This window comes from Bacillus sp. 41-22 (assembly GCF_025809295.1).
Classification (GTDB): domain Bacteria; phylum Bacillota; class Bacilli; order Bacillales; family Bacillaceae_G; genus Bacillus_A; species Bacillus_A mycoides.
Map to the genome: position 1 here is coordinate 3,742,705 of NZ_CP084035.1, position 21,301 is coordinate 3,764,005.

General features: G+C 36.7%; 18 protein-coding genes. 1 reads left to right on the forward strand and 17 read right to left on the reverse strand.

All coding sequences use genetic code 11. From position 1 onward, the window contains the following. Positions 1-41 precede the first annotated feature (41 nt). From LCF45_RS19010 to LCF45_RS19085, 16 genes are all read right to left on the reverse strand, one after another. Complete coding sequence (locus tag LCF45_RS19010) at positions 42-722, reverse strand: thiamine diphosphokinase (RefSeq protein WP_002014506.1); 681 nt, start codon at positions 720-722, stop codon at positions 42-44. A gap of 104 nt (positions 723-826) precedes the next feature. Next, on the reverse strand, positions 827-1,471 hold the full coding sequence (gene rpe / locus LCF45_RS19015; protein WP_002014505.1) for a ribulose-phosphate 3-epimerase: 645 nt from the start codon (positions 1,469-1,471) through the stop codon (positions 827-829). Between the two features lie 2 nt (positions 1,472-1,473). Next, positions 1,474-2,355, reverse strand: coding sequence for a ribosome small subunit-dependent GTPase A (gene rsgA, locus LCF45_RS19020; protein ID WP_002014503.1), 882 nt, complete (start codon positions 2,353-2,355; stop codon positions 1,474-1,476). Positions 2,356-2,625: 270 nt separating this feature from the next. Continuing rightward, a complete protein-coding gene (pknB, locus tag LCF45_RS19025) occupies positions 2,626-4,599 on the reverse strand; it encodes a Stk1 family PASTA domain-containing Ser/Thr kinase (protein ID WP_002014502.1) in 1,974 nt (657 codons plus the stop codon). A gap of 8 nt (positions 4,600-4,607) precedes the next feature. Beyond that, positions 4,608-5,360 (reverse strand): Stp1/IreP family PP2C-type Ser/Thr phosphatase, encoded by a 753-nt coding sequence (locus LCF45_RS19030; RefSeq protein ID WP_002066780.1) that lies wholly within the window; start codon positions 5,358-5,360, stop codon positions 4,608-4,610. A 4-nt stretch (positions 5,361-5,364) separates the two neighbouring features. Next, complete coding sequence (gene rlmN, locus LCF45_RS19035; protein WP_002014500.1) at positions 5,365-6,453, reverse strand: dual-specificity RNA methyltransferase RlmN; 1,089 nt, start codon at positions 6,451-6,453, stop codon at positions 5,365-5,367. Between the two features lie 4 nt (positions 6,454-6,457). Beyond that, positions 6,458-7,792: a 16S rRNA (cytosine(967)-C(5))-methyltransferase RsmB gene (gene rsmB / locus LCF45_RS19040; protein WP_002128834.1), complete on the reverse strand. Its 1,335-nt coding sequence runs from the start codon at positions 7,790-7,792 to the stop codon at positions 6,458-6,460. Next, positions 7,789-8,733 carry a methionyl-tRNA formyltransferase gene (fmt, locus tag LCF45_RS19045; RefSeq protein ID WP_002014498.1) on the reverse strand — a complete coding sequence of 315 codons (945 nt, stop codon included), beginning with the start codon at positions 8,731-8,733 and terminating at the stop codon, positions 7,789-7,791. The genes rsmB and fmt overlap by 4 nt, the downstream gene beginning before the upstream one ends. 22 nt (positions 8,734-8,755) lie before the next feature. Next, on the reverse strand, positions 8,756-9,226 hold the full coding sequence (gene def, locus LCF45_RS19050; protein WP_002014496.1) for a peptide deformylase: 471 nt from the start codon (positions 9,224-9,226) through the stop codon (positions 8,756-8,758). 11 nt (positions 9,227-9,237) lie between these two features. Next, positions 9,238-11,643 carry a primosomal protein N' gene (gene priA, locus LCF45_RS19055; RefSeq protein ID WP_002128835.1) on the reverse strand — a complete coding sequence of 802 codons (2,406 nt, stop codon included), beginning with the start codon at positions 11,641-11,643 and terminating at the stop codon, positions 9,238-9,240. After that, positions 11,640-12,845: a bifunctional phosphopantothenoylcysteine decarboxylase/phosphopantothenate--cysteine ligase CoaBC gene (coaBC, locus tag LCF45_RS19060; protein WP_002014494.1), complete on the reverse strand. Its 1,206-nt coding sequence runs from the start codon at positions 12,843-12,845 to the stop codon at positions 11,640-11,642. Before coaBC ends, priA begins: the two co-directional genes overlap by 4 nt. A 197-nt stretch (positions 12,846-13,042) precedes the next feature. Beyond that, on the reverse strand, positions 13,043-13,255 hold the full coding sequence (gene rpoZ, locus LCF45_RS19065) for a DNA-directed RNA polymerase subunit omega (RefSeq protein WP_002014493.1): 213 nt from the start codon (positions 13,253-13,255) through the stop codon (positions 13,043-13,045). A 2-nt stretch (positions 13,256-13,257) separates the two neighbouring features. Next, the gene (gene gmk / locus LCF45_RS19070) at positions 13,258-13,875 is read right to left on the reverse strand and encodes a guanylate kinase (protein ID WP_002014492.1); all 618 of its coding nucleotides are present in this window, start codon (positions 13,873-13,875) and stop codon (positions 13,258-13,260) included. Positions 13,876-13,888: 13 nt separating this feature from the next. Beyond that, entirely contained in the window at positions 13,889-14,152 is a 264-nt protein-coding gene (gene remA / locus LCF45_RS19075; protein WP_001251456.1) for an extracellular matrix/biofilm regulator RemA, read from the reverse strand. Positions 14,153-14,219: 67 nt separating this feature from the next. Then, complete coding sequence (locus LCF45_RS19080; protein ID WP_002088227.1) at positions 14,220-15,095, reverse strand: YicC/YloC family endoribonuclease; 876 nt, start codon at positions 15,093-15,095, stop codon at positions 14,220-14,222. A 99-nt stretch (positions 15,096-15,194) separates the two neighbouring features. After that, complete coding sequence (locus tag LCF45_RS19085; protein WP_002014490.1) at positions 15,195-17,918, reverse strand: calcium-translocating P-type ATPase, SERCA-type; 2,724 nt, start codon at positions 17,916-17,918, stop codon at positions 15,195-15,197. Positions 17,919-18,023: 105 nt separating this feature from the next. Between LCF45_RS19085 and LCF45_RS19090 the strand changes: the two genes are divergently transcribed. Further along, a complete protein-coding gene (locus LCF45_RS19090; protein WP_002128838.1) occupies positions 18,024-19,733 on the forward strand; it encodes an Rqc2 family fibronectin-binding protein in 1,710 nt (569 codons plus the stop codon). 40 nt (positions 19,734-19,773) lie between these two features. Here the strand turns inward: LCF45_RS19090 and LCF45_RS19095 are convergent, their stop codons facing one another. Further along, positions 19,774-20,955: a lysozyme inhibitor LprI family protein gene (locus LCF45_RS19095; protein WP_078206262.1), complete on the reverse strand. Its 1,182-nt coding sequence runs from the start codon at positions 20,953-20,955 to the stop codon at positions 19,774-19,776. Between the last annotated feature and the right edge of the window lie 346 nt (positions 20,956-21,301).

The following is a 21,301-nucleotide window of genomic DNA, read 5'->3' on the forward strand; positions in this document are numbered from 1 at the left end:
CCACTTGTTCACTATATGATGCAAGGAGCAAAATTGTTTCTTCAATCAGTGCTTCTTATCATCATTAATATGCCAGAAGTGAATGAAAAAGTACCTTTTTCCTCAACGAGTTCATTACTAATACAAAGTGTCGATCCCCACTCTATTGTTTTATTAGTAAGGGGATACTTAAAACCGTGAAGTGTAATACCTTCTACCCTTTCAGTAACTGGTACAAATGATACGTATGGAAAATGTTCGTTTCCTTCAATTATATACATACCAAACTTTTTCACCATTATTTCATTTTTATTGTCCACAATACACATTTCTATATTTACTTCTAATCCCTTTAAAAGCATCTGAATATTTGCTAAACCATGATCAAGTCTTCCACCAGTAGCACCAAAAATACGAATTAATTTTGGTTTCTGTTCTAAAGCCCAGCTAATTGCAATTTCTAAATCTGTTTGATCTTTTTCTCGCGGGACGATATGTAATTCATTTGTTTGTTGCCTCATCCATGCTAATTCCTCATCAGTAACTGAATCATAATCCCCAAACGCAACAGCCGGAGTGATTCCTCTTTTCAACAAACGGTACACTCCTCTATCAACGGCCGCCCAAACTACTTCTTCATTTTCATACCGCGAAAAATCTGCGCAGTATTCTGCAGGTCCTCCCGCTAAAATATGAATAATCATTTTTCCTTCCCCTTCTATTGTAAAAAGGCAATCTGCCATTCGGTAGATTGCCTTTCTCCTTATTTGCCACTCTAACATGTATAAATAGTGAAGTCTTAATGAACTAGAAGCTTCACTAGGATAAAGGTTCGTTCGTTCATTCTTTATCCGCGAATTACACGAATTGCTTCACCGCGGTCTTTTTGATTGTATACTGCTGATCCCGCTACAAGAACATTCGCTCCTGCTTCAATACAAAGTCTTGCCGTTTCAGCGTTGACACCACCATCAACTTCAATTTCCACTTCTAGATTTCGCTCTTTAACCATTTCTGCAACTTGTTTGATTTTCGGTAATACAGAATGAATAAACTTCTGCCCGCCAAATCCAGGATTTACTGTCATAAGTAATACCATGTCTATATCTTCTAATACATGCTCAATCGTTGAAACTGGAGTATGCGGATTTAATACAACCCCTGCTTTAATGTCATGAGATTTAATTAACTGAATTGTACGATGTAAATGAGGACACGCTTCTACATGAACAGTAATAATATCCGCTCCCGCTTTTGCGAAAGTTGGGATATAGTTATCAGGATTTTCAATCATTAAATGTACATCTAACGGTAATGATGTAATCGGACGGATTGCTTCTACAATTAATGGTCCAATCGTAATATTTGGTACGAAATGCCCATCCATTACATCGACGTGAATGTAGTCAGCTCCGCCTTTTTCTACATCTTTAATCTCTTCCCCTAATCTTGAAAAATCTGCTGATAAAATCGATGGTGCAATTTTAATCATGACTAATACCTCGGCTTTCTCTCTCTAATTTCTTCTACGAATTGTTTGTAATTCTTATAACGATATTCGGTAATCTTTCCTTCTTCAACCGCAGCTTTCACCGCACATTTCGGTTCAGCAAGGTGTGTACACCCTCTAAATTTACAGTATTGGCTCGCTTCTTTCAACTCTGGAAAACAATATGTAAGATCTTCTACCTCTATATCTATGAAATCAAGCGAACTAAAACCAGGTGTATCCGCAACAAGTCCGCTTCCAACTGTAATTAATTCTACGTGTCTTGTCGTATGCTTTCCACGTCCTAAATGTGAAGAAATATCATTAGTTTTCAATTCTAAATCTGGACGTAATACGTTTAGCATTGAAGATTTCCCAACACCAGATTGGCCTGCAACGACGGAAATACAACCTTCTAAGAATGGTTTCAGAATATCAATACTTTCCGATGTATTTATTGAAGTAAACAACACATCATAACCCATTTCACGATAATCATTTGCATAAGATTCAACAGTTTCTCTCATTTTTTCATCTACTAAATCCATCTTACTAATACAAATAATTGGTTTAATGTTATGATATTCAATTAATACTAAAAATCGATCTAACAGTCCTGGATTAAAATCTGGTTCTACCGCAGAGAAAACAAGAATAGCTTGATCAACATTAGCAATAGGAGGTCTAACAAGTTCATTTTTCCGATCAAATACTTCTAACACATAACCTTCATTCGGATTATCCGCTTGAAAAACAACTTGGTCTCCTACAAGTGGCGTAATTTTATTCTTTCTAAATACACCACGCCCACGACATTGTGTAATCCCTTCCTCATTCTGCACATAATAAAACCCACTTAGAGCTTTTACAATTTTTCCTTCTGGCATATAATTCTCCTTTATTTTGTATAAAATAAAACTGCAATTAAATATGAATAGACTAGCGTTCTTTAAACAATTAGTTCAAAGCCCACCAAATATATATCCAGGTTCATATATTTAATCTACCATCAAATTTGAAATATTATTTACAACAGTATCACTTTTACAGCTTTTTGAATCATATATTTTTGCCTGTTATACAGTCCACGATGTAGACAGCATAACAGGCAAGAGTAATAAATTCCATCTTCTATATAAGGACGATGGAATTCACTATTATTGAGCTGGATATGGTACTTCCTTGTCCATAATCGTTACTCCATCTCGGACAATTTTATAGTGTCCCTTTGCACCTTCTTGAATTACAAATTCTAAAGAAATAATCGCTGACTCAGTAATTGTTCTCGTTTCAACTGGTTTATCCATTTTTTGCTGCATATCTTCTTTATAAATTTCTATTGTTTGCGGCTTTTTCTCACCTGTTGCAGAAGCTTCATATGGGATAGAAATGTTATCCACTTTTACCGTTTTCGTCACTTTAGGCTTCGGACCATCGGAGATAACAATCGATACTTTATCTCCTTCTTTTAAAGGTGTCCCAGGCTTTGGTAACTGTGAAATAACAAGACCTTTATCAACCGTATCTGAATACTCTCTTTTTATATCAGAAACAAGCTTTCTTTCATTTAAATAACCTTTTACACTATTTTCAGTCCATCCTGAAAAATCACCTGGTCTTATTTGATAAGGTCCTTTACTTACCCAAATTTTCAGTTCTTGTTCTGTCTCTATAACCATTTGATCAGGCGTTGGTATTTGCTCTACAATTTCACCTTTCGGCTTATCATTTTCAATATAATTTATTGTAACTTGTTTATATTCTTCTTCTAACTCAGCTCTTATACTCTCGAAATCTTTTCCTGTCAAATCACGCATCTTACTTTTCTTTTTCCCACCTGATTGATAGATAGTAATTTTAGAGTTTTCTTTCACTACTCTTCCTGCTATAGGATCTGTTTTTATCACTTTTCCGGCTTCAACATCATCTGTATATACAAGATTAGGTTCAGTAACTTCAAAACCTTTTTCAACTAATGTATTTACAGCTGTCGTATATTTCATACCAGCCACATCAGGAACCTTCACATCTTTCGGAATAAAGAAGCCTGGAATAACAGTAAGTGCTAATGTTATCCCTATCGCTAAAAGTAAAAATGTTGTAATTAAAACTTTCAGCCATTTATTATTTCGCTTTTTCTTCTTACCTGATTTGGTCTCTTCTTTTCTTACTTGTTCATCCACTTTACTTCCTTTTAATACAATCGTTTCATCACTTACATTTTGAAATAGTTGTTCTTGTTGAATAATTGGAATCGCTTTCGTTGCTTCCATATCTTCTGGTATGTAAAATGGTTGTTCATTTATTCGTTCTGGATATAGTGCTGTTTCAATATCTCGTTTCATCGCGTTAGCAGATTGATATCGATGGAACGGATCTTTCGCAGTTGCCTTTAATATAATATTTTCAACACTTTGTGGAATATTGTCATTCCATCTTTTTGGAGATGGCATTTCATTTTGTAAATGTTTTAACGCAATTGCAACAGCAGATTCACCAGAAAACGGTTGTCTTCCTGTTAACAATTCAAACATAACAATCCCAAGTGAATAAATATCTGATTGTTTATTCGCTATACCGCCGCGCGCTTGTTCTGGTGATAAATAATGCACCGAACCGAGCACCGAATTTGTATGTGTAATTGTTGCTGCACTTGTAGCTGTCGCAATTCCAAAGTCTGTTACTTTGACCACTCCGTCATCTCGAATCAAAATATTGTGCGGTTTAATATCACGATGTACAATCTCAAAATGATGGGCGTGTGCCATAGCGGACGTTAACTGCTCCATTATATCAAGAGCCTCTCCTATCGGTAACATCCCTCGATCAATTATGTATTGCTTCAATGTTCGTCCAGGTACATATTCCATTACAAGATAATATATATCATCCTCTTCCCCAACATCATACATATTCACAATATTTGGATGCGACAACGTTGTAACAGATTGCGCTTCTCGATGGAAACGTTTAATAAACTCTTCATTATTTGAATAGTCGAGTCTTAATATTTTTACCGCTACATCTCGGCCGAGTATATCATCATGAGCTAAATATACATTGGCCATTCCTCCACCGCCAATCATTTTCAGCAGCTTATAACGGTCATTTAAGCGTTTTCCAATCAGCACGTTGCACTTCACCTACTTTCGTTTGTCGAATCCGTATAATCAATAATAACGAGGGTAATATTATCTTCTCCACCACGATCATTTGCTAATTGAATGAGATGCTCTCCCTTCGCCTCGAGCTGTTCATTCAATTGTAAAATTTGTTGCATATCAGCAATAGAAACTTTGTTAGACAATCCATCCGAGCAAAGAAGCAATTGATCATCTTCTTCAAGCACCAATGTTTTAACATCTAATCCAACTGTTTCTTCATTTCCTAATGCTCTTAACAAAACATTCTTTTTCGGGTGATATTCTGCATCTTCCTTTGAAATTTCGCCATGTCTTACAAGTTCATTTACAAGCGAATGATCTTCCGTTACAAGCGTCATTTTCCCCTCTGATACCATATAACAACGACTATCTCCTATATGACCTATCGTCACAAAATTCGATGTACAAATGGCTATTATAAGTGTTGTTCCCATGCCATTACATTCTGCATGCTGCTGAGAGTAAGCATATATGCGCTCATTAATAATTCCAACGTTAGTATGTAACCACTTTTCTACCTTTTTAGGCTCATTCATATTATGCGTTTGCTTCCAATAATCATGGAATAATTGAATAGCCATCGAGCTAGCTACATCGCCAGCTCGATGACCTCCCATTCCATCTGCTACTACCGCTAAAATATTTCCATCTAAATTGCGAAAAACTCCTGCACTATCTTCATTATGTTGACGAACTTTTCCTTTATCCGATAGAAACACGGCTTTCATCTAGTCACCTCGTCTCTTCTTTGCGCTCCTTTGCACGCAACTGACCGCAGGCTGCATCAATATCATGACCTTGTTCACGGCGAATGGTTACATTCACTCCACGATCTTTTAGCGTCTTTTCAAATAAGAAAATTTGCTCTCGTGGCGTACGTACATAATCACGTTCTGGCACGTAGTTTACCGGAATTAAGTTTACATGACATTTTACACCTTTTAAGAGCGCAGCAAGTTCTTCAGCGTGCTCAACTTGGTCATTTTCTCCTCCAAATAAGCCATATTCAAATGTAATACGACGCCCTGTTCTATTTACATAGTATTTAACAGCTTCCATTAAATCAGGTAGCTTATAAGCACGGTTGATCGGCATTAATTTTGAACGTATCTCTGTATTTGCAGCATGCAATGAAATCGCAAAATTAATTTGCATATCTTCTTCAGCGAACTTATAAATTTTTGGAACAATTCCACTTGTTGAAACTGTCATATGTCTTGCACCAATATGAATTCCTTTTTCATGATTTACAATGCGTAAGAATGACATTAAGTTATCATAATTATCAAATGGCTCTCCAATTCCCATAACAACAAGAGAACTTACACGTTCTTCTGTTTCATCAAGCGCACGCTGAACTTCTACTACTTGCGCTACAATTTCTCCAGCCTCTAAGTTTCGTTTTAACCCACCAAGTGTAGAAGCACAGAACGTACAGCCAATGCGGCAACCCACCTGTGTTGTTACACAAATGGAATTTCCATATTCATGTCGCATTAGTACAGTTTCAATAGAGTATCCATCGTATAACTGGAATAGGAATTTAATCGTTCCATCCGAAGACGTTTGTTTTACTAAAGTGTTTAAAGTAGTAATATCAAAGGAATTCGACAATTTATCGCGCAATCCTTTAGCAAGGTTTGACATATCCTCATAATTTTTTACACGTTTTTTATATAGCCAATCAAAAATTTGTCCTGCACGGAACTTAGGTTCTCCTTGTTCCTTTAACCAATCTTGCATTTCATGAAGTTGTAAAGAATAAATTGATGGTTTCTTTGTTTCTAGATTTTTCTTTTGTTTTTTTACAGTCGTTTCCATGATGCTACACCTTCTTTCTTAAACAAGCAATATAAAAGCCATCTGTTGCAAAATAATGCGGTAAAATTCGTACTTGACCTTCATCAATATACGGATTTAACTTTTCTGGCATGCGATCTTTTATCGTAGTATCCCATTCAAATTCAGGATGCTCTTGTAAAAATTGCTTTATTACTTGTTCATTTTCTATTTTTTCAATTGTGCACGTACTATAAACAAGGCGACCACCTTGTTTTAACAATGGTGCTATTTTTTCTAGTATCGCAAGTTGAATCGTTGATAACCTTTCACTATCGCCCTTATCTTTACCTAACTTAATATCAGGTTTACGTCTAATAACACCAAATCCAGAACATGGTGCATCTACTAATATTTTGTCAAAAGATTCATTTGCAAAATGCTCTTGAACTTTTCTAGCATCTAAAGCCATCGTTTCTACATTTTCTAAACCAAGTCTCTTCGCCTGTTGTTCAATTAAACGTACTTTATGTGCGTGTAAATCAAGCGACATTACCTTACCAGTTCCGTCCAAACGCTCTGCAATATGAGTTGTTTTTCCGCCAGGAGCAGCACAACTATCTAGAACTGTATCTCCTTTATTCGGTTCTAAAGCACGTGCTACAAGCATTGAGCTTTCATCTTGAATAGAAAGGAAACCTTTTTTGAACGCTTCTGTATGTGCGACATTTCCTCTTTCAATTTGAATTGCATCCTCTGACAATTCACCACGTTTTGCTTCTATACCCTCATCAGCTAATAACGCAACCGCTTCTTCTACCGTTACTTTATCAACATTTACACGTGCTGTTGGTACAGGTGGCAACATATTTACTTCACACATTTTCTCTGCTGTCTCTAAACCATATTCGGATGCCCATTCTTGTACAAGCCACATTGGATGACTCGTTGCAATCGCAAGACGTTCTACTGGATTTTCGATTTCTTCTAACGAAGGTACACCTTCTCGCTGAATTGAACGCAATACTCCGTTCACCATGCCTGAAATCCCTTTATGCCCACGACGCTTTGCAATCTCAACTGCTTCATGAATAGCCGCTCTTTCTGGAACTCGGTCTAAATATAGCATTTGATATAGAGATAGGCGAAGCAACACTCTTACCCACGCTTCAACCTTTTTTCTTAAAAATGGTTGTAAATAATAATCTAGTGTGTCACGACGTTGAATTGTTCCATATACCATTTCAGTTAATAAACCAATATCTTTTCTGTCAATTGTATTTTTTTCAATCAAATTATTTAAAAGTAAGTTGCTATATGCACCACTTTTTTCTACTTGAATTAAGCCATCCAGAGCTAACTCACGAACATTTTGTCTCATGCATTTTCTCCTAACTTCGTACCAATTTCAGGTTTTGTTCCACGTAAAAATTGTGAACAACTCATACGCTTTTTACCAGATGGTTGCAATTCAGTGATTTTAACGCCTGTCTCGTTCCCTGTTGCAACAACAAATCCATCTTCTTCAAGAGCTACTATTGTACCTGGTTCAGCTTTCTCTGTAATAGAGACCTTCTCTCCCCACCATACTTTAATAACTTGTCCTGCCAAAGTCGTATAAGCAACTGGCCATGGATTCAATCCGCGAATGTGATTGTATACTTCTTCACCTGTTTTTGTCCAATCAATTATCTCTTGCTCACGTTTTATATTATATGCAAACGTCACTTCAGCTTCACTTTGTTTAATTGGTTCTAGTTTACCCTGAATTAGTAAAGGAACCGTTTTAGATAAAAGGTGTGCTCCTGCTTCGCTTAACTTATCAAATAATGAACCTGTTGTTTCACGCTCTTCAATTTCTACTTCTACTTGCGTTAGTATATCGCCCGCATCTAATTTTTCTACCATATACATAATTGTAATACCTGTTTTCTCTTTACCTTCCATGATCGCATAATGAATTGGTGCACCACCGCGAAGTTCTGGAAGTAATGATGCGTGGACATTAATACATCCATACTTTGGCGCTTCTAAAATTTCATTCGGTACGATTTGTCCAAATGCTGCTGTTACAATTAAGTCTGGCTCTAGTGCTAATACTTTTTCATATTCGTCTTTTTCACGAATTTTTAACGGCTGTACTACTGGAATACCATGTTTCTCCGCTTCTACTTTAACAGGAGTAGGTGTTAAAACCTTTTTTCTACCAACTGGACGATCAGGTTGCGTTACAACACCAACTACGTCATATCCGTCCTCGATAAGACGACGAAGCACCGGCACAGAAAAGTCCGGTGTCCCCATAAATACTACTTTCATCATTCAAAAACCGCTCCTTTTAAACCTATTCTAATTCGCCTGCTTCATAATACCTTTTCACTTTAGATGTAAATAAAACACCGTGTAAATGATCGATTTCATGCTGAATTGCACGCGCTAAGAAGTCATCCGCTTCTAATAAAAATATTTTACCGCGACGATTTTGTGCACGTACTTTAATGTAATCTGCACGCTCCACTTCACCATAAAGTCCCGGAAAGCTTAAGCAGCCTTCGGGACCTACTTGTTCACCACGTTTTTCTAAAATAACAGGATTAATTAATTCAATTTTACCTGTATCATCACCTATATCAACAACAGCAACTTGTAAGCTTACACCCACTTGTGGCGCAGCTAAACCAACTCCGTCTGCAATTAACATTGTTTCATGCATATCTTTTAACAATTTCACTAACTTTTTATCAAAGTTAATTACTCTTTCGCATGGTGTTTCTAACACTTCATTTGGATGCTTTACAATTTCTAAAACTGCCATATTTCCCTCCGCTACATTAACATTGTTGGATTAAAATCAATTGAGATTTGTAGCTCTTTTTGCATTTCTGCTTGATAATGTTCATTTACCATTTTGAGCACGTTCTTTAAGTTTGGTTCCCGTTTGTATTTTATCATGCATTGGTAACGATATCTATCTTTTATCCTTGGAATTGCTGAAGCAACCGGCCCTAACACCATTGTTTGCCTTGAACAATGCGTTCGTAAATGACCGACAATTTTTTCCGTCACTTGGACTGCCTTTAATAACTCCGGATGAGATACAGTTACAAGTACAACGTAGTAATATGGCGGATATTGTCTCATTTGCCTCATTTGCATTTCGTGCTCATAAAATACATCATATTGTTGATTCTTTGCTAATTCTACACTGTAATGTTCCGGCGTATACGTTTGAATTACAACTTCACCTGGCAATTCATGTCTTCCTGCACGTCCACTCACTTGTGTCAATAGCTGATACGTCTTTTCACTCGCCCGAAAATCAGGTAGATGAAGCATCGTATCCGCCGTTAAAACGCCAACAAGCGTCACCTTCGGAAAATCAAGCCCTTTTGCAATCATTTGTGTTCCAAGTAATATATCTGCTTTCTCTTCACCAAACGCCTTTAATAATTTTTCATGCATTCCTTTACGGCTTGTTGTATCCACATCCATTCGAATGACCCGCGCCTCAGGGAATAGTTTTGTGATTTCTTCTTCAACCTTTTGCGTCCCTGTACCAAAGAAACGAATATACGTACTATTACAAGCAGGACACTCCGTTGGCATATTTTCCTCATGACTACAATAATGACACTTTAAACGATGGTTCATTTTGTGATATGTCAACGAAATATCACAATGCGGACATTGTACGACATACCCACAATCACGACACATCACAAACGTAGAATGACCCCTTCTATTTAAAAAGAGAACCATTTGTTCTTTCTTTTCTAATCGATCTGCTATTTTTTCATGCAGTGCCTTTGAAAACATTGAGCGATTTCCATCACGAAGCTCTTCACGCATATCAACAATTTCTACAGTCGGCAAAGCTTGTTTGTTCATACGTTTTTCCATTGTAAGCAACCCATAGACACCTTTTTTCGCTCTAGCAAACGATTCAAGTGTCGGCGTTGCACTTCCGAGAACGATTGGACACTTATGGTATTGTCCTCTCCACACTGCTACATCTCTTGCATGATACTTTGGGTTATCCTCTTGCTTATAACTTGATTCATGCTCTTCATCAATAATAATGATTCCTAAATTTTCGAATGGAGCAAAAATAGCTGAACGCGCACCAACTACAACTTTCACTTCTTTTCTTAATATCTTTCGCCATTCATCATATTTCTCGCCAACAGAAAGCGCACTGTGAAGAACTGCAACTTGCGAACCGAACCTACCTTTAAAGCGATCTACCATCTGGGGCGTTAGCGCAATTTCAGGAACAAGCACAATTGCTTCTTTTCCTTTCTCGAGCACCGCTGCTATAGATTGTAAATACACTTCAGTCTTACCACTTCCTGTAACACCATATAGTAAAAATGGATTGTAAGTTTCATTTGTAATTGATGACAAAATCGGTGTAATTACTTGTTTTTGTTCCTCAGTAAGCGGAAATGGTTTCGTTTGTTCAAAATCATCATCGTCATACGGACTCCGGTATACCTCTACATACTTTTCTGAGATTAGACCCTTTTTAACAAGTGCTTTTATTGGAGCATCTGTTATTTGTAATTCTTCTGTTAAATTTTTTAACGGTACACTTTTGTAGTTTTCTACAAAATAATAGAGTACATCTTGTTGTTTTTTACTTTTCAGTTCAAATGCTGCTAATTCCAATTTATCTGCCGGCAACTCCGGTTGAACTACTCTTTGTTTCTTCTTCTGCACTTTATCCTTTACTTGATAAACCACTTCAGTCGTACCATTTTTAATTTCTTGTTGAATAGTGCGATATAGGTGCGGCTGTGCTTCGATAACTTCCCAATCTATCGTTTCCTTCCCTTGAAATAAAGAAAGAATTTCTGGTGCTACTTCTTCTCGGTTACGAAGTTGCAGACGCTTTTTATATGTTGCTTTAATCGCCGTCGGAAGCATCACCTGAAAAGCTGAAATCATATAACATAACGTTTCACTTGTAAGCCAATACCCAAGTTTTAATAATTCATCATTTAAAACCGGAGTGACATCTAATATTTCATACAACGCTTTTAACTTTTTACTTTCTAGTTCAACCGAATCCTTTATGCCAATAATAAAACCTTGCAATTTCCTCGGACCGAATGGGACTACTACACGCATTCCTGTTTGCACGATATCTTCCCATTTTTTAGGGATAATATAATCAAACGGTCGATCTGTTTGACGTGCAGGTACATCAACAATTACACTTGCAAACTTCATACATAATCATCTTCTAACATCATTTCTATTTGCTTTAATATTTCACGAGCCACTTCTTTCTTCGTTAAAAGTGGCAGCTCAATGATTTCTCCATCTTTTCTATACATTGTCACAATATTTGTATCCGTACCAAACCCAGCTCCTTGCGCTTTCACGTCATTCGCAACAATCATATTTGCATTTTTCTCACGTAATTTTCTCGTTGCGTATTCCTCTATGTTTGTCGTTTCAGCTGCGAAACCGATAAGTAACTGTCGGTCCTTCTTCTCACCTAACGTTTTTAAAATATCCACTGTTCTTTCTAATTCAATTACAGCATCGCCATTTTTCTTTTTCATTTTATTATCATGAACATATTTCGGACGGTAATCTGCAACGGCTGCTGTTTTGATGACAACATCCACACTCTGATAATGCTGAAGGACTGCCTCTAACATATCTTGTGCAGATTCCACTTGTATTGTTGTGACATGTAATGGTGACTCTAATGCTGTCGGTCCTGACACAAGTATGACATCAGCACCTAAGCCTGCTGCAACTTCTGCGATCGCATACCCCATCTTTCCAGAAGAAAAATTCGTCATAAAACGAACCGGATCAATCTTTTCACGTGTCGGTCCAGCTGTTATTAATATTCGTTTTCCTTGCAATGGTTGTTGTTCCGAGAAAGCCTCTTCTAATCGTCCAATAATTGCTTCAGGTTCTTCCAGTCTTCCTTTTGCTACATAACCACATGCTAAAAAACCTTCCCCAGGCTCAATAAATGTATATCCTAATGTTTTTAACGTCATCATGTTTTTTTGAACAATTTTATTTTCATACATATGCACATTCATAGCAGGTGCAATCCACACCGGAGCTGTAGTAGCTAACAAAGTAGTTGTAATCATATCATCAGCAATACCGCCAGCTAACTTTCCAATGCAATTAGCTGTAGCAGGTGCAACAAGTACAACATCTGCCCAATCCGCTAAATCAATATGAGCAATAACAGCGGAGTCTCTCTCATCAAACGTATCCGTATATACATCATGGCGAGAAAGTGCTTGAAATGTAAGAGGCGTAACAAACTTCATTGCCGACTCACTCATCATTACTTTTACAAGAGCGCCAGCTTGTGTCAATTTACTTGTTAACGCAGCCGCTTTAAAAACTGCAATGCCTCCTGTTACACATAGAAGTATCTTTTTCCCTTTTAGCATATGACTCGTCCTCTTTCTTTTTCAAACTTATTCTACTGAAATAGAATTTCCAGCTCGTCAGTACCAGTATTTCGTTCCGTCTTTTTCGATTCCTTTTCATCCCTATCGTAAAAAAATAACAACCTACTTGTAAATAGGTTGTTACCGTTACATAGAAAATTATAAAGTCTATGTTTTAATTTGTCGAAAAGAATGTCTTAATCAATTATTGTGTCATCGCTTGGTACATATTTTAATACTTCTAAATCGATTTCTTCTAATGCTTTACCTACACATTTATAAGAAACAGGCTTTTCAATAACACAATTGTCAGCAATTTGCATTTCACGTGCACGCTTTGCAGCTACTGTTACAAGTGTATATTTAGAATCGATTTTTGTTAATAATGAGTCAATTGATGGATTTAACATAATTATAGACCCTCCGTCATTTCTTTATAGTATTTTGCCACTCTTTCGCGGCGGCAATGTTCACCAACCACAATTGCTTTAATTCGGTCGCAAGCTAATTCAACTTGATCGTTTTCTACAACATAGTCATAAGCGTCCATCATTTCGATTTCTTCTTTCGCTACAGTTAAACGATTTTCAATAACATCTTCAGTTTCTGTACCACGGCCGACAATTCGGTTCTTTAGTTCAGATAAACTTGGAGGTGCTAAGAAAATAAATACACCTGCTGGGAAGGCTTTCTTAACTTGAATTGCTCCTTGCACTTCAATTTCTAAGAACACATCTTTTCCTTCTTGTAACGTTTTTTCAACATAATCAATCGGTGTTCCGTAATAATTACCAACGAACTCAGCCCATTCAAGTAACTTTTCATTACGAATCATTTCTTCAAATTCTTCTCTCTCTTTAAAGAAATAATCCACACCATCTACTTCACCTTCACGCGGTTTACGTGTCGTTACTGAAATAGAGTACTGAAAACGTGTGTCTTCATGGCTAAACAGCTCTTTTCGAACCGTTCCTTTCCCGACACCAGAAGGTCCCGAAAGAACGATGAGCAATCCTCTTCTACTTCTCATAAATATGTAAAACCTACCCTTCCTCACTTAAATCTTCTTTATTATTCAAACGATGTGCAATCGTCTCTGGCTGAATTGGACTTAATACTACATGCCCATCATCCATAACAATAACCGCCCTTGTTTTTCTCCCATACGTAGCATCAAGCAAAGCATTATGTTCACGCGCTTCCTGTACTGTCCGTTTAATAGGAGCTGACTCCGGACTTACAATAGCAATAATTCGATGAGCAGATACAATATTTCCGTATCCAATATTTAAAAACCGCATGGCCATAGTTTGCGCCTCCTAGTAAGTCTATCCGATTTCTCCACCACGTATAACTTTATATATTTTTTGAAAGCTACTCAATATTTTGTACTTGTTCACGAATTTTTTCAAGGTTATTTTTCATTTCTACGACATATTTTGAAATTGTTAAGTCATTTGCCTTAGAACCTATCGTATTAACTTCCCTATGCATCTCTTGCACGATGAAGTCCATTTTCCTTCCAACAGGCTCTGTAATTTGCAGTGCTTCACGAAATTGATCTAAATGACTTTGTAATCGAACTAATTCTTCGTGAATATCTGAACGCTCTGCAAATATTGCTACTTCTGTCAGCAATCGTTGTTCATCTAAATCTTGGTTATGTAATTCTTTTAAGCGATTTTCTAATCGTTCACGATATTTTTGTGTAACAATTGGTGCATGTGGAATAATTGCATTTACACAATTATGAATCTCTTGCAAACGATATGCTATATCTTTATGTAATCGTTCTCCTTCGCCATCTCTCATCGTTTTCAACATATGAGCAGCTTGACGAACAGCTTCATATAAACCGGTTTCAAATTGTTCATTTACATTTTCTATTTCTTCAACTGCCGTTACTTCTGGCATTCCCATTAGTTGCCCGAGTGTAATAGAATCTTGTAATTGAAATTTCCCTTTTATATCTTCCATAATGGATTGGTACTGCTTGAGAAGTTCCCAATTCACAGTTAGTTTTCTTTCAACAAGCCCTTCGCCTGTTATACTAATAGACACTTCAATACGTCCACGGCGAACTTGCTTTGCAATTATTTTACGAATCTTGTCTTCAAACGCCATCATTTGCTTCGGAAGCCGAATACTCATTTCTAAAAAACGATGGTTCACCGACTTCATTTCTACTGTTATTTGAAAAGTATCGTTTTCTACCTTCGATCTTCCAAATCCTGTCATACTACAAATCATCTTTATCACATCCAAGCCATGAAATAACTCAATGAAAAAGGCAATAGAGATGCGACTCTACTACCTTCTGTAAATTATATCATATTTTCATATCATTGACTATTTCAAGTTTAATCCCTTCTTATATAACAGCGGCTTTTTCTTTTTCCCCTTTTTTCTTGTTAATAAGGATCCTACTAATAAGAAGGTCGGAATAGATGATAATCCTCCAATTAACAACCAATCTCGTGCTTGTATCGGCATTGTGCTAAAAATCGGCTGTAATGGTGGATAATATATAACTACAAGCATTAACAGTAAAGAAATAATAACCGCCCCTACTAAATATATATTTCCAAACGGGTTGCGGTGAAATATAGAATGTTCACTACGACAATCAAATACATGAATAAGCTGAGCCAGTACTAATGTTGCGAAGGCTACCGTTTGTGCATACTTCAATTCATTCGGATGCTGGTTAAATGCAATAATAAACGCTACTAATGTCACTGCTCCGATTAAAAAACCACGACTTATAATTTTCCACGCAAGCCCTCTAGCGAACACCCCTTCTTTCGGATGGCGTGGTGTTCTCTTCATCACATCTCCTTCAGCCTTATCCAAACCTAATGCCATCGCTGGTAAACCGTCAGTAACTAAGTTCACCCATAAAATTTGAATTGGAACCATCGGCAATGGCAGTGCAAGTAACATCGCAAATAACATAACTAAAATTTCACCAACGTTAGATGCTAACAAATACCGAATAAACTTCCGAATATTTTCATATATGTTTCTACCTTCTTTAATCGCCGATTTAATCGTAGCAAAGTTATCATCTAACAACACAAGTGAAGAAGCTTCTTTTGCAACATCTGTCCCTGTAATTCCCATCGCAATCCCTATATCAGCTGTTTTAATAGCTGGAGCATCGTTCACTCCATCACCTGTCATAGCTACTATATGTCCCTTATTTTGCAGCGCCTTAACGATTTTCAATTTATGCTCAGGAGACACACGAGCGAATACATACGTATCTTCTACAATATCTTCTAATGCCTCTACATCCATATTCGCAAGTTCTACACCTTCAACAACGCGTCCACCCGCCGGTAAAACCCCTAGCTGTTCCGCAATTGCCATTGCCGTCACTTTATGATCTCCCGTAATCATTACCGTCCTAATACCAGCTTCCTTACACTCTTTCACCGCTTGCGCCACTTCTAGTCTTGGCGGATCTATCATTCCTTGTATTCCAACAAGCATAAAATCCTGCTCGACTTCTCTTTCATGTTCAATTGAATCTGTAGCTTTTAACGGTTTAAATGCCACCGCAATCGTTCGTAAAGCTTGACTTCCTAAACTATGAATCGCTGCCTGCACTTCTTTTCGATACATTTCACTTAAAGGCTGCTGCTTATTTCCCCACAAAATTGTTTGACTCATCTGCAAAAGAACATCTGGTGCTCCTTTTGTAATAACAAATTTTTTACCTTCACGATCACGAACGATAACGCTCATCATTTTTCTAGTTGAATCAAAAGGAAATTCACGAATGACTTCAAACTTTCCTTTAAGAGCTTCACGTGATATTCCCGCCTTCATTGCAGCAGCAACGAGAGCTCCCTCTGTTGGATCTCCATCTAACACATACGTCTTTTTCTTTTGAATAACATTCGCATTATTACATAAACAGCCAAATGTAAGTAGTTGATACAGTGATTTCGTCTTAGTAGGGTCAATTACTTCTTCACCTTTCATAAACGAACCTGTTGGCTCATAGCCTTGACCTGTTACTTTCCACAATTCTCCGCCTGACCACATATGTGTTACCATCATTTTATTTTGTGTCATTGTTCCTGTTTTATCTGAGCAAATAACAGAAGCACAGCCTAACGTTTCTACAGCTGGCAACTTTCGCACAATTGCCCTCTTTTTAATCATACGCTGTACACCAAGTGATAGCGCAACCGTAACGATAGCTGGCAATCCTTCTGGAATAGCTGCAACAGCAAGCGAAACCCCAGCCAAAAACATGTGATACACTTCATTCCCTTGATATACACCAGCTAGTACAACAAGAGCCGTCAAAATAAGAGCAACAATAATTAAAATTTTTCCAAGCTGTTCTAATCTTCTTTGTAATGGCGTTTCCATTTGCTCAGCATTTTGCAACATATTTGCAATTTGCCCCATAGCTGTATTCATTCCAGTTGCTACGACTACCCCTGTTCCAGCACCTCTCGTTATCATCGTCCCCATAAATGCCATGTTTTTTTGATCACCAATTGAAACATCTTGACCTTGTAACGCATCTACCTTCTTTTGTACAGGCAATGACTCTCCTGTAAGAGCCGATTCTTCAATATATAAACTTGAAGATTCCACAAGGCGAACATCCGCGCCAATACGGTCACCACTAGAAAATTTAATAATATCACCCAGTACAAGCGCTTTTGACGGTGCTTTTATCCACTTCCCATTTCTTAGTACAGTAACTTGAGGAGCTGCCAATTCTTTTAAAGCTTCCAACGATTTTTCAGCTTTCCTCTCTTGGAAGAAACCGAGGACACCATTAATAATAACAATTGCAACAATTGCAATCGAATCAATATACTCTCCTAAAAAAGCTGAAATAATTGTAGCACCAAATAAAACAAGTACCATAAAATCTTTAAATTGCGCTAAAAACACCATAAGCGCAGAAGGCCGCTTTGCTTCTTGCAATTCATTTGTGCCAAATTTCTTTAATCGGCCCTCTGCTTCTTGCTCTGTAAGACCTACCTCCACATTCGTATTCGTTCTTTCCTCCACTTCATGTGCTCGCATTTCATACCAGTTCATCCTGCCATCGACCTCCTGATTCCAGACATACTCTAATGAAAGCTTATTCAGCCTCGTCCAAAAAAATGCTATAATTAACTTTTAGTTAGAAAGGAGTGTTCATTCATGGCATTCGATGGATTATTTACAAGAGCAATTACACATGAAATTGCAAATTCTCTTCAAACAGGAAGAATTTCAAAAATATATCAACCCTCAAAATATGAAGTTTTATTACATATTCGAGCAAACGGAAAAAACCAAAAACTAATTCTTTCATCTCACCCTACATATGCGCGTATGCACTTAACAAATCAAAACTACAATTCACCAGCGCTACCGCCGATGTTTTGTATGCTTCTTCGCAAACATTTAGAAGGTGGATTTATTGAAAAAATTGAACAAATTGACTTAGAACGTATTATTCAAATTACAGTCCGCAGTCGCAATGAAATCGGTGACGAATCAGTAAAAACATTAGTAATCGAAATAATGGGACGGCACAGTAATATTATCTTAGTAGATACGAAAACAAATGTTATTTTAGATAGCTTAAAACACGTTTCTTTAGCGGTAAACCGACATCGTACTGTATATGCTGGAGCTGAATATGTTGCCCCACCGGCACAACATAAAGTTAATCCGCTTCTTATCGAAACAGAAGATGATTTTATTAAACCGCTAGACTTTTTATCTGGCAACATGGACAAACAACTTGTCGGAGCATTCATGGGAATTTCCCCATTATTTGCAAAAGAAGTTGTAAAAAAAGCAGGTATGGCAAATGAAAAAGCATTATCTGAAGCTTTCTTCAGCTTGCAAAAACCTTTGCTAACACATCAGTACGTGCCAGCAATGATAACAGCAAATGGAAAAGAGTTCTTTTACCTATTCCCTCTTTCTCACTTACAAGGAAACGAAAAAACATTTTCATCTGTTAGTGAATTATTAGATCGTTTCTTCTTTGGTAAAGCAGAGCGCGATCGTGTAAAACAACAAGCTCACGATTTAGAACGCTTTATGCAAAATGAAAAAACAAAAAATGAAAAGAAGCTAATTAAACTAGAAAAAACATTACAAGATGCCGGAAAAGCAGATAAATATCAACTATTTGGAGAGCTACTTACAGCCAATATGTACGCTTTGAAAAAAGGTGATAAAGAGATAGAAGTCGTTAACTATTACGACGAAAATGGTGGGACTGTAAAAATCACATTAAATCCTTTAAAAACACCATCTGAAAATGCACAACGCTATTTCCAAAAGTACCAAAAAGCGAAAAATTCAGTTGCTATTGTAGAAGAACAAATCGTAAAAACAAATGAAGAAATTCTTTATTTCGATAGCTTACTTCAACAAATGGAGGTTGCTTCTTCAAAAGATATTGAAGAGATTCGTGAAGAACTGACCGAAGAAGGTTATGTACGTAATCGTAAGAAGAAAAACTCAAAGAAAAAACCGACAAAACCAGTATTGGACAAATATTTAGCTAGTGATGGCACAGAAATTTTCGTCGGTAAAAACAATAAGCAAAATGATTATTTAACAACGAAATTCTCCCGTCGTGATGAAATTTGGTTACATACGAAAGACATACCTGGGTCCCACGTTGTCATTCGTTCTCTTGAACCTACGGAAGAGACTTTACAAGAGGCCGCTAAAATCGCTGCTTATTACAGTAAAGCAAAAGATTCTAGTTCTGTTCCTGTAGATTTCACAAAGGTACGCCATGTCAAAAAACCGAGCGGTGCAAAACTTGGATTTGTTACATATGACAATCAACAAACATTATATGTAACACCAGATGCTGATACAGTAATGAAATTAAAAGCGTAAATTAAAAAATGCGTTGCTAGCTAGCAACGCATTCTTTAATTTAGTTCATATACCCATTAACTAATTCGTAACATCTTTCTTTTGTCATCTTATATTTCTCTTCCGAAGCCTCTATACGTCTCATCGTTCCATTATTTGGATCTGTACCAATCGCTGTAACTTTACTTTCTTTTTCTTTAACCCATGCAATCTGTTTTGTTTTTAATGACTGAAATGCATCAGCTGACATCGTATTTTTTAATGTACTGTAAATTTCATTTAGTTTATTATCCCATAGTTGATAATTTCCTTCTATTTCATTTACTATGTCATTTGTTGACATAACATTTGTATGTTTTTCTTCGTTTTCTAGAGCAACTAACTCATTTAGAGCCTTAGTTTTACCTAATACTGAAGAAGATTCTTTTTTTGGCTGCTTCTCTTCTTTTGAACTAGTATACGTACTGGAATCATTTCCCTTAGCTGTTTCTTGCTCTTGAATAAAATCTTGTTTCGTTACCTTCTCTTGCTCTTCATCATCTACATTGTGAGTAATAACAGATGTTTGGGCATCCACAGCAACTACTCCGTTACTTTCTTTAAAAATATATTTCTTATTTCCACTATTCTCTTCTCTAACGAAAGAGACATTCTTGAAACCTTGAACTCTAAGAATTTCGTTAGCTTCTTCTTTAGTTAACTTTAAATCTACTGGCGTATTTGATGACCATTTATCCATTAACCATTTTCCATCGGTATAAACTAAAACAAATTCCCACGTCTCCGCTTCATTCCCCATATCATTTGCAAGGATAAGCGTCTCAATCTTTAAAACATCATTTTTCTGTGAACAAGTTATTCTCACGTCTGGCTCAATATGAATTGGGAATGGCAACATATCCGTCTCTCTAGACCTATTAAATGTGTCAAGCGACTTAGGAAGCTGATTTTCTACAAACTTATCTGTAACTAATCCCTTAACTCCTTTTTTCGCTGTCTCCATATCTCCAGGATTATTTCGGCTCCATCCATTTTCTTTTTCCATCTCACTAAAAGCGTTTGCTATCCTATCTACGCTCTTTCGTACAATCTTTTTCGCTTCTTTTCCTGTCACTTCTGGTGCTTCATCAAGCTGTTCAATCTTTTCATTTACTTGAACTTTGTTTTCACTTTTTTCACAACCTGCTAGAACAAACATACTAACTACCAAGCAAAATGACATTACTTTACTTAATTTTTTCATATACTCACATTCCTTAATCCTATTTATTCGTTACGTATCCCTATCTTCGAGAGAAACCCAACAATTACCTATTGTATCAATAATTTTTTTATTTATATATTAATTTTTATATTAAAATAAATAATAAACGTAATGTTATTTTCAAATATACACTCTAAACATCGCTTATCCTTTTCTTTCCTAACTTCGATATTCCAAAAAAATTTGACATTATTTTCTCGTATTTGTATAAATTTTTTTACAGTGTGTAAAAAAATCGATTCGATGTTCTTTTCATTTGCTCACTAATATTTTGAAGCAATCCGTAGTTTTCAAATAGTCCTTCCCACAAATAGCGGACAGAACT